The organism is Acinetobacter rudis, from assembly GCF_031157835.1.
Taxonomy (GTDB): domain Bacteria; phylum Pseudomonadota; class Gammaproteobacteria; order Pseudomonadales; family Moraxellaceae; genus Acinetobacter; species Acinetobacter rudis_A.
Window position 1 is genome coordinate 295,429 of record NZ_JAVIDR010000001.1, and the last position, 20,214, is coordinate 315,642.

The window sequence follows — 20,214 nt, forward strand, 5'->3', positions numbered from 1 at the left end:
CTACCATCCATGTTGATCGTTCTACTTCATTGAAGTTATATTTTCCCTGCCGAGGACTTTAACAGAATAAAAGCTCGTCTTTATATACAATATGCTAGAAATTTGATGTCTAAAATGTCAAAACTCCTTTTAATTTATCCTCCTATTTTATTTTTTATTCTTTCTTGTAAATCTAAGGTAAAATACACTGTTTTGCGACTTTCCACTGTCTAGACCTAGCCGAATCAATCTATGAAGCAACAGTTTCCTTTAAAAAATGTTCAACAAGAAAAACGTATTTTTCGTAGTCGCATATTCTTTGCTATTGGTTTAGTGCTGTTTTGTTTACTCCTCCTTATCGCTCGTTATGCTTATCTTCAAATTGTGCACTATGAAGAACTCAGTACAGCTTCAGATAAAAATCGTATTCGACTGCAGCCAATAGCACCGGCACGTGGGTATATTTACGATCGTAATGGTATTTTACTTGCAGATAACTTTCCTGTTTTTACAGCAACACTCAGCAAATCAGATATTCTTGAATCAGATAATATTGATGAAATGCTGACACGACTCACTCCTATATTGCATTTAACTGAAGATGATATTCAGCGTTTTAAAAGTCGTATTAAAACAGCAAAAAAAACAGAAAGAGTCACACTTAAACTCAATTTAAATGAAGTTGATATTGCCAAATTTAGTGAGGTTAAATTCCAATTTCCTGGGGTAAATATTGAAACACAAATGACGCGATATTATCCTCATGGTGAATTATTTGCCCATGTTATCGGATATGTTGGGCGTATTAATGACAAAGAATTAAAAAGTATTGATAAAGAAGCTTACGCAGGAACAAATTTAATCGGCAAAATTGGGGTAGAAAAATCATATGAAGATTTACTCCATGGCGTGCCAGGTTATGAATCCATAGAAGCCGATGCTCATGGTAATGTTTTACGGCACTTAGGTCGCAAAGAATCTACACGTGGTAATGATCTATATCTATCTCTAGATTATGGTTTACAACAGGTTGCTGCTGAGCAACTGGCAGATAAACGTGGAGCAATTGTAGCCATTGACCCTCGTACAGGAGAGCTTCTAGCGCTTGTCTCCAGCCCAAGTTTTAATCCTAATTTATTTGTAACCGGTATTGGCCATGAAGATTATAGTGCGCTACGTGACAACTTAGACCAACCGCTTTATAACCGTGCTTTACAAGGGTCATATCCTCCAGGTTCGACAATCAAACCAATGGCTGCTTTAGCCGGAATTCATTATGGTACTACGGATTGGAATGCCTCAATTTCTGACCCTGGCTATTTCCACTTACCTGGCGATTCACATAAATTCCGTGACTGGAAAAAAACCGGTCATGGCGTAGTTAATATGCATAAGGCCATTATGGTTTCTTGTGATACTTATTTCTATGTTCAAGCTTATCAATTGGGTATCGAACGTTTAAATACTTGGATGCGTCAATTTGGATTTGGTGAAAAGACTGGGGTTGACCTTCCGAATGAAAGTTCAGGGCTCTATCCGAACCCAGAATGGAAAATGCGTACCCGTAAAGCTAAATGGCTAAAAGGTGAAACAATTTCTGTAAGTATTGGCCAAGGGGCCTTTATTGCCACACCATTACAACTTGCTATGGCAACAGCAATCACGGCCAATCATGGTGCACATGTTACTCCCCATGTACTTCGTGCAACTCGCGGTGCCAAACCCCATGAAATTATTAATGCTCCTACTGGTCGTATACAGTTCAACGGTACAGAAGATGATTGGGTAAAAATGCGTAATGCGATGGTGGACGTTATTGAATCAGGGACTGGACGAGGCATTAAAACCCTTAACTACCTCATTGCGGGTAAAACGGGTACTGCCCAAGTAAAAAGTATTGCGCAAGGTAAACGTTATAATGAAGCATTGCTCACTAACCGCCAGCTAGATCACGGCCTATTTGTTGGTTTTGCCCCTGCAGAAAACCCTGAAATTGCGATTGCTGTGATTTGGGAAAATGGTCGTCATGGTGGTTCAGCCGCTCGCTTAGCTCGTCCAGTACTTGACTATTGGCTCATTCAACGTAAGAAAAAGCCACTGTTACCAGCCAACCATCAAATTACGGGTGGGTTGATGACTGCTGGAATAAAACCTGAAGACATTGAGGCCAATTTTGCCAGTGGCGCGGCAGCAACATCAACTGCCAAAAAACCTAAACCAACTGCAACACCCGTTCAACCTATAAGTGATGAGACAATCAGTGAGTAAGAATACCAATCAACTTAGAATCATAGGTGGTGAATGGAAACGCCGCCTACTTCCTTTTGCGAGCATTGATGGTTTACGCCCTACTCCTGATCGAGTCCGTGAAACTTTATTTAACTGGTTAATGTGGGATATACAACAAACCACTGTGCTTGACCTTTGTGCTGGCTCTGGAGCTTTGGGTTTTGAGGCACTCTCACGTGGTGCCGCACATGTGACGATGATTGAACCTCATCATGAACAATGCAATTTTTTAAGACAAAATATTAAGTTGCTTAATATCGAACACTGTAAAGTGCTACAAAGTACGGCTGAACAGGCACTCCCAAAACTACCAAATGAACAGTTTGACCTCGTCTTTTTAGATCCACCTTATAGCCTAGATTTATGGCAAACGCTTGCTGCTGCTGTAGATGCTAAACTCAAACAACAAGCTTTGATTTATGTTGAAGCAGATCGAGACTTATCACTATTACAGCTCCCTGCTCAGTGGAACTTGCTGAAACAAACCAAAGCAGGTGTGGTACGTGCAGGACTTTATCAAAAAATAGTCTAGCACTACCAAATATGCACCCAAAATACTCGAATTAACTGTCCCCGATCATAGGGAAAAGTTGAAAGATATTCATATCCAATTTTATTCAGTTTATTTACCCGATATTCAAGTCCATAACCAAATGAAATATAGAGGCTATTAAGTGACTCTAAATCTAGATTGCCTGATTTTAGCCTGGTATTCATTTGGTTCATATCATAAGCAGTATAACTAAATATATGAATACGATCGTTACGGTACACTGAATTGTTTAATACTGAATAATCTTTTTCGTGTGTGTCATAAACCACATCTAATATATCTTCTACAGGCTGTGCATTAAAATCAAAAGTAACTGAATCATCTACAGGATCAATATTTGCATGCGCAGCGCTATAGCCCAGAAGTATAAATAATAGAGTTAATAGTAAAATGTTTTTTCTACAATACACAAAGTTTCTCAATGTTAATCAAGATATAAGGATAGATTGGACTGAATGTATTTTTAAATCTATATTTTTTCAAGCTGTTATTTTAAATATTTAAAAGATGCCTTGAATGCTAATTGAAACTCAAATAAAAAGAAGCGCAATTGATGCGCTTCCTTATTGTATTTAACTTAAAACTTAAGCTAAACCTTTCTCTTTTAGCACTTGTAGCATAGTTGAACCGAGTTCTGCTGGGCTACGAGTGTATGCCATTCCAGCACGTTCAAATGCAGCAAATTTTTCTTCAGCAGTACCTTGACCACCAGAAATAATTGCACCAGCATGCCCCATGCGTTTACCTTTAGGTGCTGTTACGCCAGCAATATAACCCACGACAGGTTTAGTCACATCAGATTTAATAAATTCTGCTGCTTCTTCCTCTGCTGTACCACCAATTTCACCAATCATAATGATTGCATCAGTTTCTGGGTCTTCTTGGAATAACTTTAATGCATCAATTTGATTCATACCTGGAATTGGGTCACCCCCAATACCAATACAAGTAGACTGGCCTAAACCAAGCTTAGTGGTTTGAGCCACAGCTTCATAGGTTAAAGTACCTGAACGTGAGATAATACCAATACGCCCTGGTTGGTGAATATGACCTGGCATAATACCGATCTTACATTCATTTGGTGTAATCACACCTGGACAGTTTGGACCAACTAAACGTACATTGTTGCCATAAGTTTCAAGGTAGCGCTTAGCCTTAAGCATGTCAATTGTTGGTACACCTTCAGTAATCACAACAATCAAACCAACGCCCGAATCTACTGCTTCCACAATTGAATCTAAAACAAATGGAGCTGGAACATAAATCACAGAAGCATCAGCTTGTGTTTCACGCACTGCTTCTTTCATGGTGTTAAATACAGGCAAACCAATGTGAGTTTGACCACCTTTACCTGGTGTTACTCCACCAACGACTTTAGTGCCATAAGCTAGTGCTTGCTCAGAGTGAAAAGTACCATTTTTACCGGTAAAGCCTTGAACCAAAACTTTAGTGTTTTTATTAATTAATACGCTCATGTGATACTCCTTACGCTTTTACTGCAGCAACAATTTTCTCTGCAGCATCAGCTAAGCCATTTGCAGAGAGTAATTTAAGGCCCGATTCATCAAGTAACTTAGCCCCAAGTTCAGCATTGTTCCCTTCTAAACGAACAACAACTGGTACAGTGACATGTACTTCTTGAACCGCTGCAATAATAGCTTCAGCGATCATATCGCAACGAACGATCCCACCAAAAATATTGATGAGTACACCTTGTACCGAAGTATCGGCCAAAATGATTTTAAATGCTTCAATCACACGCTCTTTAGTCGCACCGCCCCCAACATCGAGGAAGTTTGCTGGTTGTCCACCATAGAGTTTAATAATATCCATGGTCGCCATCGCCAAGCCTGCGCCATTGACCATACAACCAATGTTACCCTCAAGCGCTACATAGTTAAGATCAAATTCAGAAGCTTTGAGTTCACGCTCATTTTCTTGAGATTTATCACGTAATGCCGCAACTTCAGGCAAACGATAAAGTGCATTTGAATCGATACCCACTTTGGCATCTACACAAAGGATATCGCCATTTTCACGAACTGAAAGTGGATTAATTTCAAAAAGAGCAAAGTCATTTTCAACAAATGCTTGATAAGCTGCTGACATGATTTTCACGAATTGGCTTACTTGCTTGTCTTTTAGACCTAGAGCAAAAGCAACTTCACGTGCTTGGAATGGTTGTAGACCCACTAACGGATCCACTTCAACCTTAATAATTTTTTCTGGTGTTTCTTCTGCTACTTTTTCAATTTCCACACCACCTTCAGTAGATGCCATGAAAGTAATACGACGGCTTGAACGATCTACAACTGCACCAAGGTACAACTCACGTTCAACAGGATAAACATCTTCAGCCACAATAATGCTATTTACAGGTTGACCTGCTGCATCAGTTTGATAAGTGACTAAACGAGTCTCAATAATGTTATTTGCAAATTCAATAACGTCTTCTTTAGATTTAGCAACTTTTACGCCACCAGCTTTACCACGACCACCAGCATGGACTTGAGCTTTCATGACTGCAAATTTGCCGCCTAATTGTTCAAAAGCTGCAACCGCTTCATCAGCATTTGTTGCAAGAATACCTTCTTGAACTGGCATCCCATACTTTTTTAACAGCGCTTTAGCTTGATATTCGTGTAAATTCATTTAATTACCTTCAACTACTTGTTACTTTGTTATGACCTACTCAATACTTAAACGTCCTTCGCAATAAGCATGAGCATTTATTTAATATGATGATTTATGTATGTGACAAAATCGTGGCCACATAAAACTTGAGCGGCCTAGACCGCTCAATACATTTCAATTACTTACGTTTACGTTGAATGGCGTGAATCGCACGGCCATCAACGGCGAGTGCAGCTTCATGTACCACTTCAGAATATGTTGGGTGACCAAATGTCATCAACTGCAGATCTTCAACTGAAGATACAAACTCAAGTGCAATCATACCTTGGTGTACGATATCAGACGCACCTGGTCCGATTACGTGCATGCCTAATAGACGATCAGTTTTTGCGTCAGCAACAAACTTCACAAAACCAGCAGCTTCACCAGCAGCTAAAGCACGACCGTTCACAGCGAATGGGAATTGACCCGTTTTCACTTCATGACCTTTTGCTTTTGCTTCTTCTTCGTTTAGACCTACCCAAGCAGCTTCAGGATGTGTATAAATGACAGAAATGATTGTGTCGTAGTTCACTTGTGCAGCATGACCGTGAATACGCTCAACAGCCATTACGCCTTCTTCCATTGCTTTATGTGCGAGCATTGGACCACGAACCAAGTCACCAATCGCATATACGCCATCAATTGAAGTAGCGCATTGATCGTTCACTTCAACGAAACCACGTTCAGTCAATTTAATACCAGAATCTTCTGCTAATAGACCTGCAGCATAAGGCTTACGACCCACACAAACGATTAGTTTATCAAACGCTTGTTGTTTGTCTTCACCAGCTTGGTTATAAGAAACGATAACTTCTGAACCTTGAACTTCAGCTTTTGCAACCTTAGCACCAATACGGATGTCTAAACCTTGCTTAGTCAAAATCTTTTGGTATTCTTTTGCCAAAGCTTTATCAGCCATTGGCAAGAAGCTGTCTGTTGCTTCAAAAATAACAACTTCTGAACCTAGACGACGCCAAACAGAACCAAGTTCTAAACCGATTACGCCAGCACCAATCACACCTAAACGTTTAGGTACTTCAGGGAACTCAAGCGCACCAGTTGAATCAACGATGTAGTTTTCGTCTACAGGTGCAACTGGAATGTTTACAGGAACAGAACCAGAAGCCAAGATTACATATTTAGGTTCAAGAACTTGAACTTCACCTTCAAAAGGAGTGAATTCAACTTTTTTACCTGCAAGTAATTTACCAGACCCTTGTAACCACTCGATGCCATTACCTTTAAGTAATTGAGCAACACCACCTGTCAATTGGTCAACAACTTTATCTTTACGTGCAAGTAATTTTTGCAAATCTAAAGATACGTTATCAACTGCAATACCATGATCCTCTAGACCATGTTGAGTGTCTTCATAACGATGAGAAGAATCAAGTAATGCTTTAGAAGGGATACAACCTACGTTTAAGCACGTACCACCTAAAGATGGTTTACCTTTGTGAATACGTTTTTCGATACAAGCAACTTTAAAACCAAGTTGCGCAGCACGAATAGCAGCTTCATAACCGCCTGGACCACCGCCAATAACAACAAGATCGAACTGTTGTGACATTTTTATCTCCATGCATTCAGATGAAGGATCACTTCACCTGAATGTAGAATCAATTGGAAAGTATTAAAGATCTAGAATCAGTTTAGCTGGCTCTTCTAACAATTCTTTGATTGTTACAAGGAAACCTACTGCTTCTTTACCATCGATCAAACGGTGATCATAAGAAAGAGCCAAATACATCATTGGCAAGATTTCAACTTGACCATTTACAGCCATAGGACGTTCTTGGATTTTGTGCATACCCAAGATAGCAGTTTGAGGCGGGTTCAAGATTGGTGTAGAAAGCAATGAACCGAAAGTACCACCATTAGTAATAGTGAATGTACCACCAGTCATTTCTTCAATAGAAAGTTTTCCTTCACGCGCTTTAGCCGCATAAGCACCAATACCGTTTTCTACTTCAGCGTAGTTCATACGATCAGTATCACGTAATACAGGAACAACTAGACCACGATCAGAAGATACAGCAACACCGATGTCATAGAAACCGTGATACACGATATCATCGCCATCAATAGACGCGTTTACAGCTGGGTAGCGTTTAAGCGCTTCTGTACATGCTTTAACGAAGAAAGACATGAAACCAAGACGTGCGCCATGGCGTTTTTCGAACATGTCTTTATATTGCTTACGCATTTCCATAACAGGCTTCATGTTAACTTCGTTAAACGTAGTCAACATTGCTGTGCTTTGTGAAGCAGAAAGTAGACGTTCAGCAACACGTTTACGTAAACGAGTCATTGGAACACGTTTTTCAATACGCTCACCTACAGCAACACTCAATGGAGTTGCAGCTGGTTTCGCTTGATGATTTGAAACGTCTTCTTTAGTGATACGGCCACCACGACCAGTACCAGCAACATCAGCAGCACTAATACCAGTTTCAGACAATGCTTTACGCACAGCTGGAGATTGATCTTGTACTGGTTGAGCACGTTCAACAACAGGTGCAGCACCTGCTTGAGCTTGTGCAGCAGATTGTTCTACTTGGGCTTGTGCAGGAGTAGCAGCGCTAACAGCACCTTCTTCAAATTGAGCAATTACTTCAGCAGACAATACAGTGTCACCTTCGTTTTTCACGATTGCAACAAGGCTACCATCAGCAGGAGCAACAACTTCTAAAACAACTTTATCGGTTTCAATATCACAAATGACTTCGTCACGAGCGACAGCTTCACCTACTTGTTTATGCCAAGTTGCGATTGTTCCATCAGCAACTGATTCTGGGAACACCGGTGCTTTGATTTCGGTTGCCATTACTTTGTTTCTCCTGATTGATCAGCTACGATCGCTAATGCGTCATTCACGAGCTGAGCTTGTTGTTTTGCATGCAAATATGCTGAGCCACATGCAGGTGCAGCTGATGCTTCACGTCCTGCATAACTAATGCGAATTTGTTTACCAGATTTGATGATGTCATCATATAAACGAGGAGCGATGAATAACCAAGCACCTTGGTTTTTCGGTTCTTCTTGCGCCCACACCAATTCTGACACATTTGGATAAGTTGCTAGAACTTCTGCCAAACGTTTTTCTGGGTAAGGATACAATTGTTCTACACGAACAATAGCAATATTGTTCAAACCTTGTTCACGACGTTTTTCAACTAAGTCGTAATACACTTTACCGCCACAAAGAACGAGACGAGTAACGTCTGATTTATTGATTTGATCAACTTCATCAAGCACAGTTTGGAATGTACCAGTTGCAAGTTCGTCTAAAGTAGATACTGCTAATTTATGACGTAACAATGACTTCGGTGAAGTTACAATCATCGGCTTACGTAAAGGACGAATTGCCTGACGACGTAATGCATGGAAGATTTGAGCAGGTGTAGTTGGTGTAATCACTTGCATGTTGTCTTCTGCACAAAGCTGTAAGAAACGCTCTAGACGTGCAGATGAATGCTCAGGACCTTGACCTTCAAAACCGTGTGGTAACAACATTGTTAAACCACAAACACGTTCCCACTTAGTCTCACCAGATGCAATAAACTGATCAATTACTACTTGCGCACAGTTTGCAAAGTCACCGAATTGAGCTTCCCAAATAACTAAGCTCTTTGGCAATGTAGTTGCATAACCATATTCAAAAGCCAATACTGCCATTTCAGACAACAATGAGTCATAGATTGCAACACGTGGTTGATTTTCTTTGACATGGCAAAGTGGAATATATACAGAACCATCAACTTGGTTGTGTAGTTTTGCATGACGGTGTGAGAAAGTACCACGACCAACGTCTTCACCAGTCAAACGAACTAAGTAACCATCATCTAATAAAGATGCATAAGCTAATGTTTCAGCTGCGCCCCAGTTAAGTGGCATTTCACCTGTTTGCATCTTCAAGCGATCATCAATCACTTTCGATACTTGGCGTTGCATCACAAAGCCTTCAGGCAACTTACGCATGCCTTCACCAAGCTCTTTCAAACGCTCAATTGGGAAAGTTGTGTCCCAATCATCTGTATAGTCGAGACCTAAGTAAGGGCTCCAATCGACATACATTTTTTTGTTTGGTTCAAGTACTAAAGCATTAGCAACATGATTACCCGCTTCAAGATCTGAGCGGTAGTCTTCAATCATTTGATCTGCTGTTGAGCGATCAAGTACTTTTTCTTGTACCAACTGATCAGCATACAAAGTACGTGTAGTTGGTTTTTTATTGATGATTTGATACATCATTGGTTGAGTTGCAGCTGGCTCATCCGCTTCGTTATGACCACGACGACGGTAGCAGAACAAATCAATCACGACATCTTTACGGAAAGTATGACGGAAGTCATGTGCTAATTGAGCAACATAAACTACAGCTTCAGGATCATCACCATTAACATGGAAGATTGGTGCCTGAATCATTTTTGCAATGTCAGTACAGTATTCTGTCGAACGTGCATCACGAGGATCTGAAGTTGTGAAGCCAACTTGGTTGTTCACAACAATATGTACTGTACCACCAACGGTATAACCGCGAGTTTGTGACATTTGGAAGGTTTCTTGGTTAACACCTTGACCAGCAAATGCCGCATCACCATGAACAATTACAGGTAATACATCATCACCGCCAATATCTTTACGACGTACTTGACGTGCACGTACAGAACCTTCAACCACTGGCCCAACAATCTCTAAGTGAGATGGGTTAAATGCAAGTGCTAAATGAACTTCCCCACCTGGAGTCATTACATTCGATGAGAAACCTTGGTGGTATTTAACATCACCAGAACCTTTCTTATGAAGTGCTTTCCCTTCAAACTCACCAAAGAGGTCAGCAGGGTTTTTACCCATAATGTTGACTAAAAGGTTGAGACGGCCACGGTGTGGCATACCAATCACAACTTCTTTACAGCCGACTTTACCTGCACGTTGAATGATTTCATTCACCATTGGAATAAAAGACTCACCGCCTTCTACACCAAAGCGCTTCGCACCAACATATTTATTGCCAAGATATTTTTCTAGGCCTTCAGCAGCAGTTAAGCGCTCTAAGAAATGTTTTTTCTGATCTGCATTAAAACCATAAACACCACGATCATTTTCAAGGCGTTGTTGAATCCAACGTTTTTCTTTGGTATCAACGATGTGCATATATTCCACACCAATTGATTCACAATACGTTGACTCCATAGCATTGATCATTTCAGAAAGTGTTGCTTCTGACTTACCAATTGCTAAGTTACCCGTGTTAAACACAGTGTCTAGATCAGATTTGGTTAAACCGTGTGTAGCAAGATCAAGATCAGGTACATCTTCACGCTTTGCCAAACCTAAAGGATCGAGTTTTGCTTTTTGATGACCGCGATTACGATACGCTGCAATCAATTGCAAAACTGCAATTTGACGACGCTCATGCTCAGTGCTGACTTCGCTTTGCACCACTGGTTGAACGCGATTTGAATTACGACCTAATAATAAAAATTGTTCACGGATATTACCGTGTGGCTGGTCACCTTTAGGAAATTTATCAAAATATTGACGCCAATCCTCGCCCACCGAGGTTGGTGAAGACAGGTATTGCTCGTAAAGCTCTTCTATATACGCTGCACTATCAGCGGAAAGTTCAGTGTCAAGACGCAATGCGTCAGCAACTTCTTGCATTTGTGGACCCATTTCCTTTTGCAAAAATATTACAGGTTGCTTGTTAAGCAATCCCATGATTGACAATGCCAAATTGATAATATGACATTCACCCTTTTGGTAAAAAACACCAAGGGCGATAGTGCACATCTAAATATTAGACGTGCGCAATGAATCATAACGCCTCCATTGGCATCATCACTCACTTTATACTCGACAGTGTCGAGCAATTTTTTTTGCAAATTGGCTTAGAAAAAACAATAAAATGATTATTTTTTCTAAAACAGCTCACGTAATTGTTTATCCATTTGATCAAATAGTGTTGTATCAAACGACAAAAAAACGCATTAAATCTATTGCCCTTTTCACCTCATGCAGACTTGTTAAATGCTAACATGAACTCAACAGCCTATTGATTTTATTGACACATACCACCTATAAATTTACTAAATATAGACATTGCATTGCCAAGTTACATATGAAGGTCCAATCCAAAATTTCAACCCCTGTAACAATAGTTTATGTTTTTTTGCATAAAAAAAAGGCGCACATTACATGAATGTGCGCCTTTTGCTGTCAAATTAACCTACTTGGTCAAGTAACATGCTACGAATGTGTCCAATCGCCTTCGTTGGGTTTAAGCCCTTAGGACATACTGATACACAGTTCATAATACCTTTACAACGGAACAACGAGAATGGATCGTCCATACGATTCAAACGGTCTTGAGTTGCTGTATCACGAGAGTCAATGATAAAACGATAAGCATTCAATAATGCTGAAGGACCCAAGAATTTATCTGGGTTCCACCAGAACGATGGGCATGAAGTTGAACAACATGCACAAAGAATACACTCATATAAACCATTTAAGTGTTCACGCTCTTCTGGAGATTGTAAACGCTCTTTCGCTGGTGCTGGTTGGTTGTTAATTAAGAAAGGTTGAATCTTGTCATACTGATCGTAGAACTGATTCATATCAACAACCAAATCCTTAATTACTGGTAAACCAGGTAAAGGACGAATCACGATTTTCTCAGGCAAGTCGTTTAAGTTCATTAAACATGCCAAACCGTTTTTACCGTTGATGTTTACACCATCAGAACCACAGATCCCTTCACGGCAAGAACGACGGAAAGTTAATGATTCATCTTGAACTTTAAGCGCAAGCAAAGCATCAAGCAACATACGGTGCTTATCAGTGAGCTCTAGCTTAAAAGTTTGCATGTACGGTGCTTTATCCTTGTCAGGATCATAGCGGTAGATTTCGAATGTACGAGTACCTCTACTCATCTTATTTCTCCCGATTAGAATGTACGTGGTGCAGGTGGAATTGGATCAACAGTCAATGGGTTGAAACGTACTGGCTTATACTCTAGACGGTTGTCTACTGAATACCACAATGTATGTTTCATCCATTCATCATCACGACGACCATAAGAGTATGTCGGATGATCAGCTGGCAATTCATAATCCACAACTGTATGTGCACCACGGCACTCTTTACGTGCAGCAGCAGAAATCAAGGTCGCTTTAGCAACTTCATACAAGTTTTCAACTTCTAATGCTTCAACACGAGCTGTGTTAAATACTTTAGATTTGTCTTTCAAATGAATGTTACGTACACGTGGCTCGATTGCAAGAATTTGCTTAACACCTTCGTCCAATAATGCTTGTGTACGGAATACACCTGCGTGATCTTGAACGATATCACGAATTGCATCTGCAACTTCTTGAGCATTTTCACCTGATGAAGACTCATCTAAATGGCGAATACGTTTCAAAGTAGCTTCAAGTACATTCGTAGGAAGTGGTTGATATTCATCACCATGGTGTTTAGTAACATAATCAATGATATGTTCACCAGCAGCTTTACCAAATACAACCAAGTCAAGCAATGAGTTTGTACCTAAACGGTTTGCGCCATGTACAGATACACATGAACACTCACCAATTGCATAGAAACCTTTAACAGGTTGTGTATAGTTCTCTGTACCAGGTACAGGAAGTACGACTTGACCATGCATATTTGTTGGAATACCACCCATTTGATAATGGATCGTTGGTACAACAGGAATAGCTTCTTTTGTAATATCTACGTTGGCAAATTTCTTACCAATTTCAAATACTGAAGGTAGACGTTTCATAATTGTGTCTGCACCCAAGTGTGTCATATCTAACAAGATATGATCGCCTTTAGGGCCACAACCACGACCTTCTTTAATTTCTTGGTCCATTGAACGTGATACGAAGTCACGAGGTGCCAAATCTTTCAAAGTTGGTGCATAACGTTCCATGAACGGTTCACCATCTTTATTACGCAAGATCGCGCCTTCACCACGACAACCTTCTGTCAACAATACACCAGCACCAGCTACACCAGTAGGGTGGAACTGCCAGAATTCCATATCTTGTAATGGAATACCAGCACGTGCAGCCATACCAAGACCATCACCAGTATTGATATAAGCATTTGTTGATGCGCGGTACACACGACCAGCACCACCAGTAGCAAACAATGTCGCTTTCGCTTGGAATACAGCAATATTACCTGTTTCTTGGTCAATTGCGGTTACACCAAGTACTTCACCTTGCTCATTACGAATTAGGTCAAGTGCAATCCATTCAACGTAAAATTGAGTACCCATTTTTACGTTGCTTTGGTAAAGCGTATGTAAAAGCGCATGGCCTGTACGGTCAGCCGCAGCACATGCACGTGGAACAGGCTTATCACCATAGTTTGCAGAGTGACCACCGAAAGGACGTTGGTAAATTGTACCATCAGCATTACGGTCAAATGGCATACCAAGATGTTCTAACTCATAAACAACTTTTGGTGCTTCACGACACATAAATTCGATTGCGTCTTGGTCACCTAACCAATCCGAACCTTTTACTGTGTCATAAAAGTGAAAATGCCAGTTATCTTCTTGCATATTACCCAAAGACGCACCGATACCACCTTGAGCAGCAACTGTGTGTGAACGTGTTGGGAATACTTTAGTGAGTACTGCAACTTTCAAACCCGCTTGAGCAAGCTGGTAAGAAGCACGCATACCTGAACCACCACCACCAACGATGACAGCATCGAAAGTGAGGTTTTGAATATTTGAATAATCTTCTTTAGGGGTTATCGCGCCCATGATCTCTTCCTATCAGTTCGCCCAAAAAATCTGGATAGCCCAGATGGCATACGCAAACACTGCAATAATGACAGCCGAAGTCAACACCAAACGTAAACCCGATGCTGAAGGACCCATTTGACGAGTTGTTACGTAGTCAGTAAATACCTGCCACATACCAATCCATGCGTGTGCGATAAGTGATAAGACTGCCAACAATGAAAGAACTTTCATTGGTAAAGTCATCATAAAGCCAGACCATTGTTCATAGTTAAAACCACCATTACAGATGATCCAACCTAAGACAACAACGGTATATACTGAAAGTACAACAGCACTTACGCGCTGAATATACCAATCACGAGAACCTGATCCTGTTAATCCTGTAGCACTTTTCATTAGAACATAATCCATACAAAGGCTGCGACAATACCAATCACAGACAAGATTAATGAAATTGTAGCTGCAACACGACCACTTTGAAGTTCTTCAGCAACTCCAAGATCTGCTAACAAGTGCTTGATACCATTAATGAAATGATAGATCAAGCCGGCTACAAAAACCCAAACGACAAAGCGTACAATGAGATTTCCAAATACGACAGTTTTAACGTACTCAAATCCTTCTGGTGAAGATAACGACTTATCTAAAATCCATAGTAATACTGGAACCAATAAGAATACGATTACACCTGAGAGGCGGTGTAGAATTGATGCAATAGCCACGGGTGAGCGTAAGTTTACCGCTAACACTTGACCCATGGACAAATTGACAGGTCTGTTGCTTTTCACAGCGGGCATCCTGTAAGTAAAAACTCCGGCTGGAGTTTGTTAGAATTAATTCGAAGGAAAGCTGGCATCGTCAGGCAAGCAAATGCCTAATCTTTTAAAACGACACTGAATTATAAAGCGTCAGTAGTTAAATTTCAAACCATCTCGTTGCCAAGCCTTGCAAAATATTGACAAATAAGAATCATTTACAAAACTGATTTTATTCATCTACTTCTATATTTTGCGCAATTGTACTGCAAATCAATTATAAATAATGCGCATTCATTTCAATTTTATTGATTTCATTTTTTGAGCTAAGTTGCTTTTCTTCATTCAACATTAGACTAAAGCATAAACATCAAACACCCAACCAACACATGTTCCTGTACGTTTTATCCACATCAATTAGAAATAAAACAAAAAAATATAAGACACATTTTGTTTAATTTTAAAACCCTACTCTTTTATATCTTGCTTCATTTTTTAAAGTATACAAATAATGATTTGTACCAGTTAAAACCATTTAAACAAAAAAAATTGTGGTCTAGTTCACACCAGTTTTGTGCTAATTTTAGCCAAAGAATTTTAAAAGTGAAAAAAATTATTTCAATATTTATCAAGCTACATGCAACAGATAAAAGCAGGTGTTTTCGCCTGAAACACCCAGTGTTTTATCGTTTCAATTTTTTTGGTTTTTAAAATGGATTAAAAATCGCACACCTTTTCTAAGAAAAAAAATTTTTTATTCGTCATGTCACTAATAATTTTCTGCACCAACTTTGTAATTTGACTTATTATATCGTGTCGTCGCTATTGTAAGATGCTTAAGCCAGCATGAAATGCATGCTGAAATATATGTGATTAACAGATATTTATCCCTAAGTATAATTGACAAACTTGCAGCGACTACTTAGCTTATAGCAAATTTTAGATCCGTCTGATTCAACAACAAAATTGAACATTTTGAATTAGATACAATATCCACCAGGACAGGAGATATGTTGAATGTCTGAAGCAACTGGCAAAAAAGCCGTACTCGAGCTTGATGGCAAAAAAATTGAATTACCAATTTACAGCGGCACATTGGGCCCAGATGTAGTTGACGTTAAAGACGTATTGGCCTCAGGCCATTTCACTTTTGATCCTGGCTTTATGGCTACTGCTTCATGTGAGTCAAAGATCACTTTTATCGATGGTGACAAAGGTATTCTTTTACACCGTGGATATCCAATTGACCAACTTGCAACTCAAGCATCATATCTTGAAACTTGCTATCTATTGTTAAATGGTGAACTTCCGACTGCTGCTCAAAAAGCAGATTTTGAAGTTAAAGTTAGCCAACACACTATGGTTCACGATCAAGTAAGTCGTTTCTATAACGGTTTCCGTCGTGATGCTCACCCGATGGCTATAATGGTTGGTGTTGTAGGTGCATTATCTGCGTTCTATCACAACAATCTTGACATCGAAGATGTTAACCATCGTGAAATCACAGCTATTCGTTTAGTTGCTAAAATTCCTACGCTTGCAGCGTGGAGCTACAAATACACTGTTGGCCAACCATTCGTTTACCCACGTAATGATTTGAGCTATGCAGAAAACTTCCTTTACATGATGTTTGCTACTCCTGCTGACCGTGATTACAAGGTAAACCCTGTACTTGCTAAAGCAATGGATCGTATCTTCACTTTACATGCTGACCATGAGCAAAACGCGTCTACTTCTACTGTACGTCTTGCTGGTTCTACAGGCGCTAACCCATATGCATGTATCGCTGCTGGTATTTCTGCACTTTGGGGTCCTGCTCACGGTGGTGCAAACGAAGCTGTACTTAAAATGCTTGATGAAATTGGTAGCGTTGATAACGTTGCTGAATTCATGGAAAAAGTTAAACGTAAAGAAGTTAAACTCATGGGCTTCGGTCACCGTGTTTACAAAAACTTCGATCCACGCGCTAAAGTAATGAAACAAACTTGTGACGAAGTTTTAGCTGCACTTGGCATCAATGATCCACAATTGCAACTTGCAATGGAACTTGAGCGTATTGCATTAAGCGACCCGTACTTCGTTGAACGTAAACTTTATCCAAACGTAGATTTCTATTCAGGTATCATCCTAAAAGCGATTGGTATCCCAACAGAAATGTTTACTGTAATCTTTGCGCTTGCGCGTACAGTTGGTTGGATCAGCCACTGGTTAGAAATGCACAGCGGTCCATATAAGATCGGTCGTCCTCGTCAACTTTATACTGGCGAAACACAACGCGACATCAAACGCTAAGTTTCATTTAGTGTTTAAAAGCCACCCTACGGGTGGCTTTTTTATTTGTACAAACTCAAACATTTTTAACATTTGCACATTACCGACAATTCCACATTTCTTTAATAATAACGATAATAAGATTTCAAAGTATTATTACCCTATTTCCCCCATTCATAGTTAAAACTACACTCAAACATAATACCTATTAATAATTCAAGTTTTTCTTCACTTCACTATTAGAGTATTAAACTATATTAAAAAATGAACAACGATTTATCAATACTCACCATCTATTTGCAAATGATGATCCTTGGCATATGCTATATACACGTATAGTTTTATTAATTCATATAATGATATGCTTAAACAATGTATGGTTTTCTATTTGCTTCGCTTTCTTATTCCTTTATTAAGACTAGATACTTTCAGTTGTCGTAAATTAACTGTAGATGAAATTAAACTCTGTAAAACTATATTTTCAGATCTCATTGACTATGATTTAGTACAGGTCATGAATCAACGTTTTCTACCTTGGCAACCTGCTGGTATTATTATGGCACCATGCGGTGCAATACATTTACACCCAATTGATTATCGCGATGACTTTTCCAAACAATCACAATTAGAGCAAGCTATCTTCATTCATGAGATGGCTCATATTTATCAATACCAACAAAATACAAATGTATTATGGCAAGGGATGTTATTACAAACCGCTTATTATTTAAGTTTCAAATACTACAACCCATATCTCTATCAGCTTAAACTAAATAAACAATATAATCGCTATAATATTGAGCAACAGGGAAACATTGCCAGTGATATCTTTCTAGGTAAGATTAAAAATATTATAAAAAAATAGACAAAAGACTTTTCGGTAATCTACTGATAAAAAAACAATACTATCTAAAAAAATTACATAAAAAATAAATATTTATTTTTATTTTTTTTGTACTTTATTTACCAAACGGTAAATACGTTTTTTTACTAACCATCAAATAGCATTATAAAAGTGAATAATCTTCATTCAGTGCTAGCTTCTTAATAAATTTTAGTTAAAATACTGAGTGTTTCTCATTTTTGCATTGCAAAAAAGATATATTTTATAATCAGTTAATGATTATTAACCCCCATGATTTGGCTGTATTATTTTAGCAAGTACTTCTGCCTCATAACTAAAGCTATAAAATCAAGCAGTTGTACACTTAATCCACAAGGTATAGGATTTTACTTAAATGAAAAGTTTTAAAATTGCCCTTGCACAGTTCTCCCCGTCCATTGGCAATATTGACTCAAATGTTCAAAAGATGATTAATCTGGCGAATGATGCTAAAAAACAAAATGCAGATCTGGTTATATTTCCAGAGCTCTCAATGATTGGATATCCTTCCGAAGATTTATTATTGCGTCCAAGTTTAAGCAAACGTACTGCTCAAGCATTTAAACAATTAAGTCAAGTCAAAGATATCGTCATGGTTTTTGGTTTCGTTAATATTAATGACCAAGGCCAACGCTATAATTCTGCAGCCGTCATGAAAGATGGTGAAATTCTAGGTATATACAACAAGCAAAATCTACCTAACTATGGCCTATTTGATGAAAAACGTTATTTTGATTCTGGCACTCAATATCTCGTTTTTGAATATTTAGAACATAAGTTTGGTGTACTTATTTGTGAAGACCTCTGGACAGCTCCAACTGTTCATCAATTGGCTTTACTTAATGTTGATACTATTTTGGTATTAAACGCTTCTCCGTATGAAGTAGGTAAACCATTACACCGTATTCAAACAATCCAAAATCTAAGCCAACAACTCAAACTCAATGTTGTTTATTGTAACCAAGTTGGTGGACAAGATGACATCGTCTTTGACGGTACAAGTTTTGTGGTTACTGCTCAGGGTGAAGTAAGCTACCGTGCAGCTAGCTTTAAAGAATGTTTACAAGTCGTTGACTTCGATCATGAACAAAAAACGTATCGTAGTATTGAAGCAACGCCTACACTTGATACCATGGCAGAAATTTATCAAAGCTTAGTCATGGCAACTCGTGATTATGTACAAAACTCAGGTTTTCCTGGGGTACTTATTGGTTTGTCTGGTGGTATTGATTCAGCCCTTACACTCGCAATTGCCGTAGATGCGTTAGGTGCTGATAAAGTACAAGCATTAATGATGCCTTATACTTACACTGCACAAATAAGTGTTGAAGATGCCAGTGAACAAGCAAAAACACTAGGTGTTGCTTTCGGTATTGCTGAAATCAATCCAATTGTAAATAGCTTCATGCAAACGCTCTACCCATTCTTTGGAAATAGCTCTGCAGATACCACTGAAGAAAATTTACAAGCACGCTCTCGTGGTACTCTACTCATGGGACTTTCAAATAAATTTGGCAACCTTGTACTTTCAACTGGCAATAAATCTGAACTTGCCGTTGGCTACTGTACTTTATATGGCGATATGGTTGGTGGATTTGCAGTTCTTAAAGATATTTATAAGAGTATTGTTTTCGAACTTGCTAAATATCGTAATAGTATTAGTGAAACACCGGTTATTCCTGAACGCGTTATTACACGTCCACCATCTGCAGAATTACGTCCTGATCAAAAAGACCAAGACTCATTACCTGCCTATGATGTTTTAGACGCGATTCTATATGCTTATATTGAAGAAGATTTAAGTCAAGATGACATTATTGCTAAGGGCTACGATAAAGCCACTGTAGAGCGTGTTATTCAACTTGTAGATCGAAATGAATATAAACGTCGTCAAGGTGCAATTGGGCCACGTATCACCTCTCGTGCCTTTGGCCGTGAACGTCGTTACCCAATTGTTAATGGTTGGAAGCCTGGAATCTAATCCAAGCCTATCTGAACACATCTAGCCCAAGCAAAAGCTTGGGCTTTTTATTTGGCC

At 39.1% G+C, this 20,214-nt stretch carries 15 protein-coding genes; 5 read left to right on the forward strand and 10 right to left on the reverse strand.

Going from position 1 to position 20,214, the window contains the following annotated elements:
• Positions 1–231 precede the first annotated feature (231 nt).
• Both mrdA and rsmD read left to right on the forward strand, forming a co-directional pair.
• Positions 232–2,247 carry a penicillin-binding protein 2 gene (mrdA, locus tag RFH42_RS01380; RefSeq protein ID WP_308973722.1) on the forward strand — a complete coding sequence of 672 codons (2,016 nt, stop codon included), beginning with the start codon at positions 232–234 and terminating at the stop codon, positions 2,245–2,247.
• Positions 2,228–2,800: a 16S rRNA (guanine(966)-N(2))-methyltransferase RsmD gene (gene rsmD / locus RFH42_RS01385; RefSeq protein ID WP_308973723.1), complete on the forward strand. Its 573-nt coding sequence runs from the start codon at positions 2,228–2,230 to the stop codon at positions 2,798–2,800. The genes mrdA and rsmD overlap by 20 nt, the downstream gene beginning before the upstream one ends.
• Before the next feature lie 2 nt (positions 2,801–2,802).
• On the opposite strand, the gene RFH42_RS01390 is transcribed toward rsmD, so the two are convergent.
• The 10 genes from RFH42_RS01390 to sdhC form a co-directional block, all read right to left on the reverse strand.
• Positions 2,803–3,231, reverse strand: a complete 429-nt coding sequence (locus tag RFH42_RS01390; protein ID WP_308973724.1) for a hypothetical protein — start codon at positions 3,229–3,231, stop codon at positions 2,803–2,805.
• A 174-nt stretch (positions 3,232–3,405) separates the two neighbouring features.
• Positions 3,406–4,296 carry a succinate--CoA ligase subunit alpha gene (gene sucD, locus RFH42_RS01395; protein ID WP_308973725.1) on the reverse strand — a complete coding sequence of 297 codons (891 nt, stop codon included), beginning with the start codon at positions 4,294–4,296 and terminating at the stop codon, positions 3,406–3,408.
• 10 nt (positions 4,297–4,306) lie between these two features.
• Positions 4,307–5,473 (reverse strand): ADP-forming succinate--CoA ligase subunit beta, encoded by a 1,167-nt coding sequence (gene sucC / locus RFH42_RS01400; protein WP_308973726.1) that lies wholly within the window; start codon positions 5,471–5,473, stop codon positions 4,307–4,309.
• Between the two features lie 160 nt (positions 5,474–5,633).
• Positions 5,634–7,067, reverse strand: a complete 1,434-nt coding sequence (gene lpdA / locus RFH42_RS01405) for a dihydrolipoyl dehydrogenase (protein ID WP_308973727.1) — start codon at positions 7,065–7,067, stop codon at positions 5,634–5,636.
• 63 nt (positions 7,068–7,130) lie between these two features.
• Entirely contained in the window at positions 7,131–8,324 is a 1,194-nt protein-coding gene (gene odhB / locus RFH42_RS01410) for a 2-oxoglutarate dehydrogenase complex dihydrolipoyllysine-residue succinyltransferase (protein WP_308973728.1), read from the reverse strand.
• On the reverse strand, positions 8,324–11,164 hold the full coding sequence (locus RFH42_RS01415; protein WP_308973845.1) for a 2-oxoglutarate dehydrogenase E1 component: 2,841 nt from the start codon (positions 11,162–11,164) through the stop codon (positions 8,324–8,326). Before RFH42_RS01415 ends, odhB begins: the two co-directional genes overlap by 1 nt.
• Positions 11,165–11,724: 560 nt before the next feature.
• Positions 11,725–12,435, reverse strand: coding sequence for a succinate dehydrogenase iron-sulfur subunit (locus RFH42_RS01420; RefSeq protein ID WP_308973729.1), 711 nt, complete (start codon positions 12,433–12,435; stop codon positions 11,725–11,727).
• 14 nt (positions 12,436–12,449) lie between these two features.
• Positions 12,450–14,285: a succinate dehydrogenase flavoprotein subunit gene (sdhA, locus tag RFH42_RS01425; RefSeq protein ID WP_308973730.1), complete on the reverse strand. Its 1,836-nt coding sequence runs from the start codon at positions 14,283–14,285 to the stop codon at positions 12,450–12,452.
• 12 nt (positions 14,286–14,297) lie between these two features.
• Complete coding sequence (gene sdhD, locus RFH42_RS01430; protein WP_016655265.1) at positions 14,298–14,663, reverse strand: succinate dehydrogenase, hydrophobic membrane anchor protein; 366 nt, start codon at positions 14,661–14,663, stop codon at positions 14,298–14,300.
• Positions 14,663–15,064: a succinate dehydrogenase, cytochrome b556 subunit gene (sdhC, locus tag RFH42_RS01435; protein WP_308973731.1), complete on the reverse strand. Its 402-nt coding sequence runs from the start codon at positions 15,062–15,064 to the stop codon at positions 14,663–14,665. The genes sdhD and sdhC overlap by 1 nt, the downstream gene beginning before the upstream one ends.
• Positions 15,065–16,039: 975 nt before the next feature.
• Here sdhC and gltA point away from each other — a divergent pair.
• From gltA to RFH42_RS01450, 3 genes are all read left to right on the forward strand, one after another.
• Entirely contained in the window at positions 16,040–17,314 is a 1,275-nt protein-coding gene (gene gltA / locus RFH42_RS01440; protein ID WP_308973732.1) for a citrate synthase, read from the forward strand.
• A gap of 355 nt (positions 17,315–17,669) precedes the next feature.
• Entirely contained in the window at positions 17,670–18,158 is a 489-nt protein-coding gene (locus RFH42_RS01445; RefSeq protein ID WP_308973846.1) for a hypothetical protein, read from the forward strand.
• Between the two features lie 373 nt (positions 18,159–18,531).
• Complete coding sequence (locus tag RFH42_RS01450; protein ID WP_308973733.1) at positions 18,532–20,157, forward strand: NAD+ synthase; 1,626 nt, start codon at positions 18,532–18,534, stop codon at positions 20,155–20,157.
• Positions 20,158–20,214: the final 57 nt, after the last annotated feature.